The sequence below is a fragment of the Moorena producens 3L genome, assembly GCF_000211815.1.
In the GTDB taxonomy this organism is placed as follows: domain Bacteria; phylum Cyanobacteriota; class Cyanobacteriia; order Cyanobacteriales; family Coleofasciculaceae; genus Moorena; species Moorena producens.
Genome location: NZ_GL890970.1, coordinates 423,702 through 438,571 on the forward strand (window position 1 = coordinate 423,702; position 14,870 = coordinate 438,571).

The window sequence follows — 14,870 nt, forward strand, 5'->3', positions numbered from 1 at the left end:
CTTTAATGAGATCCACCCCGCCGAAGTCTAGGCAAATTCTAAAATATGCTCAGCAGTAACTTGAGCTTGTTCCAAGTGAGGCACATGACCACAGTCTTTAATCCAGATTAATTGAGATTGTGCGATCGCATGCTTAAACTTACTAGCAGCAGCAGTCCCTAAAATTTCGTCATGGTCACCCCACAAAATTAGAGTTGGCTGGCTAATCTGAGCCAGCTTATCTCCAAAATCACCATAACCACCACTTTTGGTAAACGCAATCAAGGCTTGATTCCAACCAGGCATTTCTAGGTGCAATGCAGCACAAATTCGGGCATCTTCAGAGGCCCAACCTTTATCATAGTAAGCGTTTTTACTTATACTTTGCCTTACCTTGGGATTAGCCAAAAATGCTGTGGCTAGGTAGCCTAAGGGCGGAAATAAGAACTTCCCAATCGGGGGAGCCTTGGTGCAGCCAGCGCTATCTATTAATACTAACTGTTTAACAACCTGGGGGTAAGTGAGGGTAAAATCAATCGCCGCTGCACCCCCCATAGAAGCACCGACTACAATCACTGGTGTTCTAATCAGGGTTTTCCAGAAATAATAGAGATGGGTTGCGATCGCGTAGGGGCTAAATGGTGTCCCTGCCATGCGATCCGTAAACCCAAAACCCAACAAATCCACTGCCCAGGTTTCATTTTCCTGAGCCAGCAGTGGTAGCAAGCGGCGTAATTCTAGCACGGAACTATCGAAGCCATGGAGTAACAAAATTGGTGTGCCACCCTTACCCTGATTAACGTAAGTTGTGGCAATCGCCTGGGGGCTCAGGGGAGTTGAGATAGCTTGACGCTGGATACTTTGAGCAAGAACAATTGAGGTAGACTCAACTAGCTGCTGGGTATTGGAGGGCAGAAAATCAGGAAACATCAGTTGAATTGCTGTAATCAGAGGACAATCCTGATTCTCCCCCTCACAAGCGCAATTATGTTAGTCAGTGCTTGTCTTGCACGGATGAGCACTCCGGAACTATTGCCTCTTGCCTCTTGCCTCTTGCCTATCCCTACCCAAATACTTTTTCAGCAAGCCCTAAGTAACTGATGGGCTGAACTTATTACCCAGTAATGATTTTAGCTTGCATGTCACACCCCCAGAAAGTGTTCACCATTTTGTGGTAAAAAAAAGATAGGTCGATTATTTGCAACAAGACCTACCAATTGAAAATGTTACCTGCATTTTACCAAAACCACTTAAAAAGTCAACTTAGTAAATCAGAATACTTATTCCTTTTAATTCTGCTTAGTCTCGTACAGACAATTAAAAACGTAAATTTAGAAAAATTAGCAAATATTTTATCAATTCCCATAAAATTTGAAAGTCGTAGAAAAAGAATACAACGATTTTTATCATTGCCTAATCTAACGATTGAAAAAATTTGGTTCCCAATTGTAAAAACCTGGTTATCAACATACTTTACAACTGAACAATTAATTTATGTAGCGTGCTTATCGCACAAATTGGAGTCGCATAAATTTGATCATGATTAGTATAGTTTGGGATAAAAGATCCTTTCCCATATATTTTGAATTACTTCCCAAATTAGGGTCTAGCAATTTTAATTAACAGAAAACTGCCCTATCCTCAGTGATGCCACTTTTAAAAAATTATAATATTTGTATATTAGGGGATAGAGAATTTTGCTCGGTAAAGCTAGCAAAGTATCTCCAGTCATTGGATGTATATTTTTGCTTACGTCTTAAAAAAAACGAATTTATTGAAGTTAAAAATGAGATTTGGATTCAATTAAATAATTTAGGTTTAGCACCGGGAGTATCGTTTTTTATGCAAGGAGTTAAAGTAACCAAGACCCATGGTTTTTCAAGTTGTAATGTGGCTTGTAAGTGGCAACGTAAAGTCAAGGGAATAACCCCAAAAGAGGGATGGTTTATTCTCACCAATTTCGACGGTATAGAGTTGGCAATTTCCGCTTATAAAAAAAGATTTGATATAGCGGTGCGACCCCGGTCGGGTTTCCCGACCTAGGGAACGCGCACCAAGAGAAGAAGAGATGTTTAGAGATTTCAAGAAAGGTGGCTATAATCTAGAGGATACTAAAGTTGAGGGTAAACGGCTGATTTCTCTAGTTTTATTAATTGCGATAGCTTATACTTCTTCAACGATTCAAGGTCAGCAAATTAAAGCGATGCAGCGCGGTCTTGGGGAGGCAGCGCGGTCTTGGGGAGGCAGCGCCTTCACGCGGGGGTTTCCCCCATGAGCGACTGCCGTGGTCCCCCCCATGAGCGACTGCCGTGGTCCCCCCCATGAGCGACTGCCGTGGTTTCCCCCACTCGCGCTTTGCATCAAGACAAGGCTCAACTGTCTTACGGTAAATTCAAACCACTCGCGCTTTGCATCAAGACAACGAAAGTATTATCAACGAGGCCTAAGGGCTAGGTTGCTTATAGAGTCGGCGTTGTAACTTATTTCGTCGCCCCCTCAGGAACACTTTACATTTAAAGCGTTTCAGGTTATTTCGTCACCCCTTCAGCCTCTAAATATATTAGGAATATATGAACCAAAAAAAAGCTTTAATTATGCTTTAAAACTTGGTAGCATCAAAAAAGATAATTTAATAAAGTTTTTGGACAAAGAAGCCAAAGAAGCGGAAAAAACTAGACTAACAATAAGAATAGATACAGTCATTGTTCTGGATAATTCCTCAAGTCATAAAATTCATCAGGTAAGAGCTAAACAAAAAGAATGGTTAGAAATGGGATTGTATTTATTTTTTTTGCCAACTTATAGTCCAGAACTTAATCTAATAGAGGGTGAGTGGCGTCAACTTAAAGCGATGCAGCAAGGGAACAGGGGGTTTCCCCCATGAGCGACTGCATCAAGAAACTCATCAAATCTCTGGTCGAATGTTTGAGGATGAATACGATTTAGCTTTAGCAGTTAAAGAAGGTATAAAAAAACGAAGTTACCAAGTAGGTTATCAGCTTCAACAGTGGACAATATCTGGAAATGTAGATAGTAAAAATTATCAAGTTTTTAACCTTTAATTAAGCCCACCTACTTACCAGTAAACCTAAACCTCCCAAACCTCCTGTAATCATGTAGCTAGCATCTGAACGGAAACTTAAAGGCTTTTGACATTATCGTTTTCTCAAAAATTAAGTAATCATATTGGAGCTATATGGAACTTCATACATCACTATAATAACACAATTTGTACTTGACCATTACTATGCAGGACTACCGAATAAAAATAATCATTATTATTATGAAGTCTGCGATCTTCGATCGCAGACTTCACCAGCGATTGCTATCACCTAAATCCTTACAAATCTTTGCCAAAACGCTGTCTAAAATTGGCTATTGATTTTGCTGGAAGTACATAATGTTCACAATGTAGATCGCCTGCTTCAAATTCTAATTCTTGCAAAATTTGGTAATGTAATTCAGACTGTTCTCCATCGCAAATTCCTACAGTAGGCTCCAGTTGCTCGAACTGAGATGATAGTAAAGCAGAAAAAGCACAACCCATGATATTAAAAGGATTTGAATTAAAAACTGCTTCCTTTTGAGCATTATTCATTATTTTTTCTACAGAGGGTAGTAAATGGACTGTGGTTTTTATAGGAAATGGCGATCGCAACATCCCTCCCTCACTAAATAAAATATCTTCCCGTTCCTGAAAACGCTTAATAGCTTGCTCTACTGAAAAACAATGAGGACCAGAATCATCAACAATTAGCGTACCAGGCTTAACCTGCATAATATCTAATACATTTGCGACATTTGTAGCTCCAACAATTAAAGTAGAGTCGTAAATTTCTTGGGGAACTGTTGTTTTTGATAATGCCAACTTTATTTTACCTTTAAAACCAAATTTATGTACTAAATTTTGTTCAATATTCTCCAGGAATTCTAACTTACTGTAAACGTCACAAAGAGTAATTTCTTGAGGATGTGGTAAGCATTTCAACATTAACGGCAGCACATTCATTCCCACAGAACCTAATCCAATAAATCCTACTTTTTCTGTACTTAAATCCCGGCCACCTTGCTCACATATCTTCTTAATAGTCAATACAACAGCAGCACCAGTTGTTCTATGTCCAGTCGTAATTTTTGGCAAATCCTCACGGTTAGCAACTGCCTTAGTAATTGCCAATCCATAATCAGTAGCAGAAGGAATTAAACCAGTTAAAGAAACAAATTTAGCACCAATTATTCCAGCCATTTCTAATGCTTCAATAATTACCTGTACTGCATCATCTTGATTGCTATATAAATCCGAAACAAATCGAGGCAAAGCTATTATTGCAATTCGACCCCAATTAGTCTGTTTAATCATCGTCCAAAAAGGAAGATTTTCAAAGATATTTTCAATCATATAATCTCGACTCCAGTCAAACATTTCTGGATCATATTCTCCCCAATAACATAAAGCTGCAGCATCGACAGGAGGAATTTTACCCACAGTAAATAAAGATAACAAAGAGCGAGATTCAAATTGTACATACTCGGAATTTTTAGTTTGTACAACTTCCTTATTTAATGTTTCCTGAACTTCATTATTAATTGATTGAGAAATTGGCTCTTGAGAGACATTTTTATTTTGTATTAGTTCTGTCATAATATTACTTAACTCAGCAATTATTGGGTGTAATAATAAAGTTTTTACTGAGAGACTAATGTTGAAATTTGTGGATATCTTAGAAACTAATTTGACTGCGGTTAGAGAATGACCCCCCAAATCAAAGAAGTTATCATATATTCCCACCTGTTCTATACCCAACACTTCTTTCCAAATCTCTGCTAATACCTTCTGTGTCTGTGTCTGTGGAGCTACATACTCCGTTGACACACTACTGGCCACATCCGGTACAGGCAAAGCCTTACGGTCTACCTTACCGTTAGGAGTCAGAGGCAGTTGTGACAACACCATCAACCCCGATGGCACCATATATTCTGGCAACCGCGACTGTAGATACTCTCTCAACTGCGGTATCAGTTGCTTTCTCAACTGGGAACTCAAAGGATTATTCCCATAATTATCCCAGTTAACTGCTACCACTGATTTTTGAGTTAGGGGTGTTAACACTATCCCTTCTTTGGCTAAGGAACTGCGCACAAATACCCCATCCATCAATTCTGGACTACCTTGTGCTGACCAACACAACTCTAAGCTATACCCTAGCTCCGAACTCAGTTGATGTAGCCTCTCTGGGTCGATGCCATTGACTAGGTTCTCCTGTAAAGACTGCCTCAACTGCTGTACATTCTGTTTTGATTCTGGCTGTGATAGCAACTCTACCAACTCTACATCATTAGCTACTCTGCCATTGACTAAACCACTAAAGCAAATTGATTCTGGCCCTTTGGATCGCAGATAAGTTTCTATCTGTTGAACACTCAGATCCGCTCCACTTTCTACAGTCGGTGTTATTACTGTTCCTGGTTGTGCCTCTATATGCAACAGTACGCTATACCTATATTTATTAAGTTCATTGTGTTCTGTTCCCCTCTGTAAACGGATTTGTACATGAGTTATTTCTGGATGTTTTTCTTTCAGAGCTATAAACAACTCTGGTGAGACTAACAACTCGGTCTCCTGCTCCATTTTTATGTCTATTTTTGACTTGAGTTGTTGTCTCGACAGTGAGGGAGTTGCTTGATACAGTTGCACCGAAGAGTGAAAGGCTTTCATTAATGGCAAACTCCGGACATCTCCCAGGATAATTATTCCTCCTGGTTTGACTATCCGAATTGCCTCAGATATTATTTGTAACAAATACTCTACATTCGGAAAATATTGAATTACCGAGTTTAATAGCACTACATCGAAGTTTTGAGCTGCTATGTCACCTATCTCATCTGCTCTTTTTTGTGCTAGATTGACATGAGCATATTTCTCTGGTTCGGCTAGTATTTGTTGTTGGATATAATCTAGTGAAATACTAGATATATCAATGCCATAATAGGCTTGGGTTTGGGGGGCAATTTGAAATAGTAGCAATCCTGTACCACAACCTATTTCACATAGTTTTTCCGGTTTATGTGCTAATACTTGAGCTACAATATCCCCTGTCCAAATTCGCATTTGCCTTTCTGGTAAGGATTGGTTGTCGTAACTGCTGCGCCAACCTGAGATATTGAATAATGGGTCAGTTACTTCACTCTTATGTTCATCAATTTGTTGGTTAAATAGGTTTTGCCAACTGTTGATGTGAGTATCTAATAGTTGTAAGTTAGAAGTGCTAACTGTTTCAGTTTCTGCAAATAACCTTTGATAAAAAGGAGTTTGCTTAAACTGTTGTTTCCAGTGATAAGAAATGTGTTCAAAATCAATATATTCTCCTTGTTGCCTGATAATACGTCCTTGGATAGCATAATCTGGATTCAAATTATTTTCGCAAAGCTTTCGGCTACAAACAGCTTCTATCACATCTCCTTCACTCACCTCAATACCAGGCTCAAACACTGGGAAATACACTGGTAACCAACAATGCTCATGTTTCAGAATATCTATATACTCTCCCTCAATAGTTTGTAAATTTAACCAGACCAGAAAACCATCTAATCTGCCGGATTTTTCTATCCTTAAATGAATTTGATGACTCAATTCTGTATCTACAGATTTAGTAAAGTCTAAATCCTCAAATATTCCTCGATTGGAAAGTAAATTTGCTTGAGGAAATCCTTTAATACAAACCCGCAAATCAAAAGGATACCCAACCTGTTCAAATATTTTCTGGGTATAATAACCAGAAACCTTTGTAAATCTGGGTTGATTGAGTAAAGGCTCTGGAAGAGTTACTGCTGCAATCTTAGTCACACTTCTTTCAGGAATCATTGCACCATCTGGCTTCAAAAACCTTCTGGCATTATTAATAATTACTGCTGCTCCTTCAGAACCACCTATTGCTCCCACAATTTCCGAAACACATACATCTGCTAACTCTGGTAGGTTAACCGTCATCGCATCTCCATGTATGATTTCAATTTGTGCCGATAATCCAAACTTATCGACGCTAGCTTTAGCTAACTGACTGGTTTCTTGGTCTCTCTCAATAGCATAGATTTTCTTAGCTCCTGCTTTGGCACAAAATCTCGCCAAAATAGCATCCTTACCTGTACCAATTTCTACTACTACTCGCTCTTTAACAAGTTGATTAATTGCCACTTGATAACTTTGGTTTCGACGATGGTCATTAGTCATCGCATAGTACAATAACTCATCATAAACATAGTATTCTGCTATTGATGGCCAAAGTTCTATGCCTTTCATCTTCTGGATATTTTGTTCCAATTCTGGTTCGGGAACAAAATATGCTACCAATCGCTTGTTCCCTGGAGTATCTTCCTTGTCGATTACTACAGCTTGTTGGACTTGGGGATTCCTCCTGAGAACTGATTCAATTTCTCCAGGTTCAATTCGGAAACCTCGTATCTTCACCTGATTATCTATGCGACCAAGAAACTCAATATTGCCATCCGGTAAGTAACGAGCTAAATCTCCTGTTTTGTAAAGCTTCTCCTCGGTTAAATTCCTCAAAGGATAGGAAATAAATTTTTCCTGTGTTAATTGAGGTTGGTTAAGATAGCCACGAGCTAAACCAACGCTGCCTATATAAATTTCACCAGGTACTCCTATGGGGACTGGTTGTAAATTCCTGTCTAGGATGTAGATTTGAGTATTGCCTATCGGCCTACCTATGGGTGGCACAGAACACTCTGGTGAGCATTCAGCCATGGTGGCACATACTGTTGATTCTGTTGGTCCGTAAGCGTTCACAAATTGTCGCCCCTTTGCCCAGTGCGATATTAGCTCTGGTGGGCAAGCTTCTCCTGCTACTACTATGGTCTTTAAATCAGGTAATTCCTCTTTGGGCATCACTGCTAGAGCTGAGGGGGGTATGGTGATATGGGTGATTTTGTTGTTCCGCAACCACTGACTCATACCCACTCCAGGCATTAAGGTATCTCGGCTGCCCATATATAAACTGGCTCCTGAACCTAAAGCCATGACTATTTCCGAGATGGAGGCATCGAAACTTAATGATGCGAACTGAACGACTCTGCTGTTGGAGTTTACTTGAAACTCTTGGATTTGAGCTGTAGCCAGATTACACAGTCCCTTGTGTTCTACCAAGACTCCTTTTGGTTTACCTGTGGAACCTGATGTATAAATTATGTACGCTAAATTTTGGGGACTGACTTCACTCTTGACCTTTTCTGGTGTTTCAGTGGCTATTTTTTCCCAATCTCTATCTAGAAAAACCACTTGAGCTTGATGTTGGGGCAATTGAGCTAATATTTGTTCTTGAGTTAGTAACACTGACACTCCAGAGTCAGCGAACATATATTCTAGGCGTTCTTGGGGATAGTTCGGGTCTAATGGCACATAAGCTCCTCCGGCTTTGAGTATGGCTAATAAACCTACTACCATTTCTACTGAACGATCTACACATATTCCCACTAAGGTTTCTGGAACTACTCCCAACTTTTGCAAATAATGTGCTAGTTGATTGGCTTTACTATTTAATTCCGAATATGTCAGCTTTTGTTGTTCAAATACTACTGCTACTGCATCTGGGGTTTTCTCTACCCGATCCTCAAATAACTGATGGATACATTTGTCATCTGGATAATTTGTTTTGGTATTGTTCCACTCCACCAGTATTTGGTCTAGCTCTGGCTGTGTCATTAATGGCAACTGGCTAATCGGTCGTTCGGTCGTCTCTACTGCTGCTGATAGTAAGTTTTCATAATGTGACAGCATACGAGTAATTGTTTCAGCCTCAAACAAGTCTGTGTTATAGGCACAAAATCCTTTGATTTCTTCTCCTACTGGCCACAGATGTAACTCTAAGTCCATCCGCACTGTCATCTCAGCTCCTGCCCCTTCATACCAACCTACTTCTAAGTTAGGTAAGCTAAAGGATGGTTTTAAGATTTCCTCCTGCTGCACCGCAAACACTACCTGAAACAAGGGATTTTGCGATAGTGCCCGTTCTGGTTGCAACTCTTCTACCAACTTCTCAAAGGGTATGTCTTGGTGACTATAAGCTTCTAGGGCTGTTTGTTTGACTCGGTTTAATACTTCTGTGAAACTAGGGTCTCCTCCCAGGTCTGTGTACATGACTAGGGAGTTGACAAAGAAACCTATCAACCCTTCTATTTCTCGGCGGTTGCGGTTGGCTATCGGTGTTCCTACTGCTATACTCTGTTGACCACTGTAACGAGACAGCAATACTTTGAATACTGCTAACAGGGTTATAAATAGGGTGGTTCCCTGCTTTTGGGTGAGTTGTTTAACTTTTGATGTTAGTGCTGCTGGTATGTTTATGGGTATACCTGCTCCATTAAAAGTTTGAACTGGGGGTCGGGGATGGTCTGTGGGTAGTTGTAGTTGGGGTAGGTCAAGGAGCTTTTGCTTCCAGTAGTTGAGTTGGCTAGAGAGGGTTTCACCTTGTAAGTAGTTCTTTTGCCAAACTGCAAAGTCGGCATATTGTATTGGTAGTGGGGGTAATGGAGATGATTGGTCTGCCAGTGTGGCAGTGTAAATAGCCGAGAGTTCTTTGGGTAATACTGTCAGTGACCAGCCATCACTAGCGATGTGATGTAATGTAATTTGCAGTATGTGTTCTGTTGTTCCTAGTTGAAACAACTGAGCCCGTATGGGGGGGTCTACTTCTAGATTGAATGAAAGTTCATTTTCTTGTTGGAGTAGTTGTTGGAGTTTGGTGGTAGCTTCTGATGGTGTTAACCCAGTGAGGTCAATTATGGGTAGTTCTAATTCAAAGGGGGGTTGAATTATTTGTACTGGTGTGCCGTTGATTTCACTGAAAGTGGTTCTCAGGGTTTCATGGCGAGCGATGATTTGGTTGATACTTGTTTGTAGGGCTACATAGTCTAGTTTTCCTACTAGATGTAGGGTTAATGGCATATTGTAGGCGTTGCTACTCAAGGCCATTTTTTCTATAAACCATAGCCTTTGTTGTGCATAGGATAACGGGATTACCTGCTCCCTAGAAATTGATTGAATGGAACTAGCTACAGATTTCTGAGTTATTTGTACTTCTCGAAGAAACTCTAAAATTTCTGTCTTGCGCTCCACTAGATTCCGTTTTAGCTCTGCTGTCATTACTCCCTTGGGAGCATAACATTCTAGTTGCTCTTGCTCTATCCAAAGTTTAACACCCAGATTTTGCAGGTAAGAAATAAAATTAACTGTTTTCATAACACAAATCTCTCATATTCTTCTGTTTCTGAAATTAACGTAGTCTTATCTTGGGGTAGCTGACGCAGCACTTCAATATTTTTAGCTATGCCAGCAATAGTTGGTGACTCAAATAAACGCTGTAAAGTCAGTTCATTCCCAAAAGCCTGACGGCAGCGAGACACAACCTGAGTTGCCATCAGGGAATGGCCGCCCAAATCAAAGAAGTTATCGTGTATTCCCACCTGTTCTATACCCAACACTTCTGCCCAAATCTCTGCTAATACCTTCTGTGTCTGTGTCTGTGGAGCTACATACTCCGTTGACACACTACTGGCCACATCCGGTACAGGCAAAGCCTTACGGTCTACCTTACCGTTAGGAGTCAGAGGCAGTTGTGACAACACCATCAACCCCGATGGTACCATATACTCTGGCAATTTCGACTCCAGATACTCTCTCAACTGCGGTATCAGTTCCTTTCTCAACTGGGAACTCAACGGATTATTCCCATAATTGACCCAGTTACTTGCTACCACCGATTTTTGAGTTAGGGGTGTTAACACTATCCCTTCTTTGGCTAAGGAACTGCGCACAAATACCCCATCCATCAATTCTGGACTTCCCTGAGCAGACCAACACAACTCTAAGCTATACCCTAAAGATGCACTTAGTTCATATAACCTCTCTGGGTCGATGCTCTTGGTTTCCTTTGACTCTAAAAACTGCCTCAACTGCTGTACATTCTGTTTTGATTCTGGCTGTGATAGCAACTCTACCAACTCTACATCATTAGCTACTCTGCCATTGACTAAACCACTAAAGCAAATTGATTCTGGCCCTTTGGATCGCAGATAAGTTTCTATCTGTTGAACACTCAGATCCGCTCCACTTTCTACAGTCGGTGTTATTACTGTTCCTGGTTGTGCCTCTATATGCAACAGTACGCTATACCTATATTTATTCAGTTCATTGTGTTCTGTTCCCCTCTGTAAACGGATTTGTACATGAGTTATTTCTGGATGTTTTTCTTTCAGAGCTATAAACAACTCTGGTGAGACTAACAACTCGGTCTCCTGCTCCATTTTTCTGTCTATTTTTGACTTGAGTTGTTGTCTCGACAGTGAGGGAGTTGCTTGATACAGTTGCACCGAAGAGTGAAATGCTTTCATTAATGGCCTACTCCGGATATCCCCTAAGAAAATCATCCCTCCTGGTTTGACTACCCTGATACTTTCTTCTATTACTTGCAACAGATACTCCACACTCGGGAAATACTGGACTATTGAACTCAGTAGCACTACATCGAAACTGTTATCTGCTAGATCAGCCATATCTTCAGCTCGTTTCTGTGCTAAGGAGACATGACCATATTTGTCTGGTTGCTGTTCTATTTGTTGTTTGATGTATTCTAATGAGACCTTGGAGATGTCTGTGCCTAAATATTTTTGTGTTTGCGGTGCGATTTGAAATAGCAGCATTCCTGTGCCACAACCTATTTCCCACACACTCTCTGGTTTCTGGGCTAATACTTGGCTAACAATATCCCCTGCCCAGATGCGCATTTGCTCTACTGGTATGGGCTGGTTATCATAACTGCTGCGCCAACCTGAGAGGTTAAATAAGGGGTCGATAATTTCACTCTCCCCATTCTCTATTTGTTGATTGAATACTTCTTGCCAATTACTGAGTTGATTATTTGATAGTTCTGGGTTAAAATTCGTGGCAGTTTCAGTTTCAGCTACTAGGTATGCGACTAAACGTTTGTCTCCTGGCTTATCCTCTCTGGCAATTACCACTGCTTCTTTGACTTTGGGATGTTCATTTAAAATCCCTTGAATTTCTCCAGTTTCTATGCGGTAGCCTCGGATTTTTACTTGGTGGTCTATTCTACCTAAAAATTCTATATTGCCATCAGGTAGGTAACGTACCAAGTCTCCTGTTTTGTATAATCTTTTCCCTTGCCAAAAGATGAACTTTTCGCTAGTTAATTCTGCTTGTTTTAGGTAACTGCGTGCTAGCCCTTCTCCTGCTATGTGTAGCTCTCCTGCTACTCCTATGGGTACAGGTTGTAAATGGACATTAAGAATATATACCTGGGTGTTTGCTATTGGTCTGCCTATGGTTGGTGATTTGGTTGCTCCTTTTTCCATTAACCCATATGTTGAGTAGGTTGTGTCTTCACTAGGACCATAAAGATTGTATACCGCTTTAATTGTTTGTTGTTCATACAGTTGTTGAACCAGTTGATTATCTAGGGGCTCTCCTGCCAGATTCACTGTTTTTACTCCAGTGGGAATACTTTGATTTCTGACTAATTCTCTTGCTGCTGATGGTACTGTGTTGATTAGGCTTACTTCTCCTGCTGCTGGTAGTTCGGGGAGATATAAAGCATTTTCAGCTAATATGACTTTTCCTCCCCAACTTAAGGGTACAAACAATTCAAATACTGATAGATCAAAGCAGATAGAAGTGGAGGCTAATACTCCTGATAATTCTTCTTGGCTATACACTTCTCGTGCCCAATACAATAGGGACACTGGACTACCGTGTTCAATTGCTACTCCTTTAGGTCGGCCTGTAGAACCAGAGGTATACAATACATAAGCTAGGTTCTGGGGATTAACATTACTGACTACATTAGCTTGTATTTCTGCCCTATTAGCTTGGTTGATATCTATTAGAGGTGTTTTGGTTTCTGGTAGGTTCAACTGGGAGTTGAAGTCAGTTAACACTAAGTGTAACTCCCCGTCTTCTAATATTTGAGATAAGCGTGAAGTTGGATAATTCGGGTCTAATGGCACATAAGCTCCTCCAGCTTTAAGTATGGCTAATAAACCTACTACCATCTCTACTGAACGCTCTACACATATTCCCACTAGGGTTTCTGGAGATACTCCCAATTTTTGCAAATAATGGGCTAGTTGATTAGCTTTGCTATTTAATTGAGAATAGGTCAGCTTTTGCTCTTCAAATACTACCGCTATTGCATCTGGGTTGTTTTCGACCTGTTCCTCAAATAACTGATGGATACATTTGTCTGTGGGGTAATCTGTTTTGGTATTGTTCCACTCCACCAGTATTTGGTATAACTCTGGCTCTGTCATTAATGGCAACTGGCTCACAGGTCGCTCTGGAGTCTCTACTGCTGCTGATAGTAAGTTTTCATAATGTGACATCATGCGACTAATTGTTTCCGCTGAGAACAAGTCTCGGTTATAGGCACAAAATCCTTTGATTTCTTCTCCTACTGGCCACAGATGTAACTCTAAGTCAAACCTCACTGTCATCTCAGCTCCTCCCCCTTCATAAAAACCTACTTCCAAGTTAGGTAAGGTAAAGGATGGTTTTAACATTTCCTCTTGCTGAACGGCAAACATTACCTGAAATAAGGGGTTTTGCGATAGTGCCCGCTCTGGTCGCAACTCTTCTACCAATTTCTCAAAGGGTATGTCTTGGTGACCATAAGCTTCTAGAGCTGTTTGTTTAACTCGGTTTAATACTTCTGTGAAACTAGGGTCTCCTCCCAGGTCTGTGTACATGACTAGGGAGTTCACAAAGAAACCTATCAATCCTTCTATTTCACTGCGGTTGCGGTTGGCTATGGGTGAACCTACTGCTATACTTCCTTGACCACTGTAACGAGACAGCAATACTTTGAATACTGCTAACAGGGTCATAAATAGGGTGGTTCCCTGCTTTTGGGTGAGTTGTTTAACTTTTGATGTTAGTGCTGCTGGTATGTTTATGGGTATACCTGCTCCATTAAAAGTTTCAACTGCGGGTCGGGGATGGTCTTTTGGTAGTTGTAGTTGAGGTAAGTCTTGGAGCTTTTGCTTCCAATAGTTGAGTTGGGTTTCGAGGGTTTGACCTTGTAAGTAGTTCTTTTGCCAAACTGCAAAGTCCGCATATTGTATGGGTAGCTCTGGTAATGGGGATGGTTTCTCGAACAGTGTGGCAGTGTAAATAGCTGAGAGTTCTTTGGGTAATACTGTCAGTGACCAGCCATCGGAAGCTATGTGATGTAATGTGATTTGCAGTATGTGTTCTGTTGTTCCTAGTTGATACAACTGAGCGCGTATGGGGGGGTCTACTTCCAGATTGAATCTTTGTTCATTTTCTTGTTGGAGTAGTTGTTGTAGTTTGGTAGTAGAATCATAAGGTGTTAACCCACTTAGGTCAATTATGGGTAGTTCTAATTCAAAGGGGGGTTGAATTATTTGTACTGGTGTGCCGTTGATTTCACTGAAGGTGGTTCTGAGGGTTTCATGGCGAGCGATGATTTGGTTGAGACTTTTTTGTAGAGCTACATAGTCCAATTGACCTAATAGATGTAGGGTTAATGGCATATTGTAGGCGTTGCTACTCAAGGCCATTTTTTCTAGGAACCATAGCCTTTGTTGTGCATAAGATAATGGTGGCGGGTTGCCATTTCGCTCAATAGGTTTTATTTGAGACTGCTGTGAGTATACAGATTGTTTGGCACTGTACAAAAAGCTGAGGATTTCTTCTTTACGTTCCCGCAGTTGAGCTAGCAATGTAGGTGTAAGTTTTCCTTCAGGAGCACTATAGTGTAGTTGATCTCCTTCAAGCCAAAGTTGGATGTCTTGGTTGCGAAGCTCAAATAAAAACTCTTCTATCATTTGCATTTGTTTCATAT

The 14,870-nt window shown here is 40.6% G+C and carries 5 protein-coding genes and 2 pseudogenes; 4 read left to right on the plus strand and 3 right to left on the minus strand.

All coding sequences use genetic code 11. From position 1 onward, the window contains the following. Positions 1-27 precede the first annotated feature (27 nt). Positions 28-909 carry an alpha/beta fold hydrolase gene (locus LYNGBM3L_RS30430; protein WP_008190446.1) on the minus strand — a complete coding sequence of 294 codons (882 nt, stop codon included), beginning with the start codon at positions 907-909 and terminating at the stop codon, positions 28-30. A gap of 293 nt (positions 910-1,202) precedes the next feature. Between LYNGBM3L_RS30430 and LYNGBM3L_RS48050 the strand changes: the two are divergent. From LYNGBM3L_RS48050 to LYNGBM3L_RS42200, 4 genes and pseudogenes are all read left to right on the plus strand, one after another. After that, positions 1,203-2,179, plus strand: a pseudogene (locus tag LYNGBM3L_RS48050) (IS4 family transposase); the annotation flags it as partial. Between the two features lie 366 nt (positions 2,180-2,545). Next, a complete protein-coding gene (locus LYNGBM3L_RS50020) occupies positions 2,546-2,863 on the plus strand; it encodes a transposase (protein ID WP_229419080.1) in 318 nt (105 codons plus the stop codon). Continuing rightward, entirely contained in the window at positions 2,808-3,041 is a 234-nt protein-coding gene (locus tag LYNGBM3L_RS48055; RefSeq protein WP_131826897.1) for a hypothetical protein, read from the plus strand. Before LYNGBM3L_RS50020 ends, LYNGBM3L_RS48055 begins: the two co-directional genes overlap by 56 nt. A 90-nt stretch (positions 3,042-3,131) precedes the next feature. Beyond that, positions 3,132-3,218 (plus strand): annotated as a pseudogene (locus LYNGBM3L_RS42200) (IS1 family transposase); the annotation flags it as partial. A 101-nt stretch (positions 3,219-3,319) separates the two neighbouring features. On the opposite strand, the gene LYNGBM3L_RS48060 reads toward LYNGBM3L_RS42200, so the two are convergent. Next, complete coding sequence (locus LYNGBM3L_RS48060; protein ID WP_008190456.1) at positions 3,320-10,231, minus strand: non-ribosomal peptide synthetase; 6,912 nt, start codon at positions 10,229-10,231, stop codon at positions 3,320-3,322. Continuing rightward, positions 10,228-14,868: a non-ribosomal peptide synthetase gene (locus LYNGBM3L_RS30450; RefSeq protein ID WP_008190458.1), complete on the minus strand. Its 4,641-nt coding sequence runs from the start codon at positions 14,866-14,868 to the stop codon at positions 10,228-10,230. Before LYNGBM3L_RS30450 ends, LYNGBM3L_RS48060 begins: the two co-directional genes overlap by 4 nt. Positions 14,869-14,870: the final 2 nt, after the last annotated feature.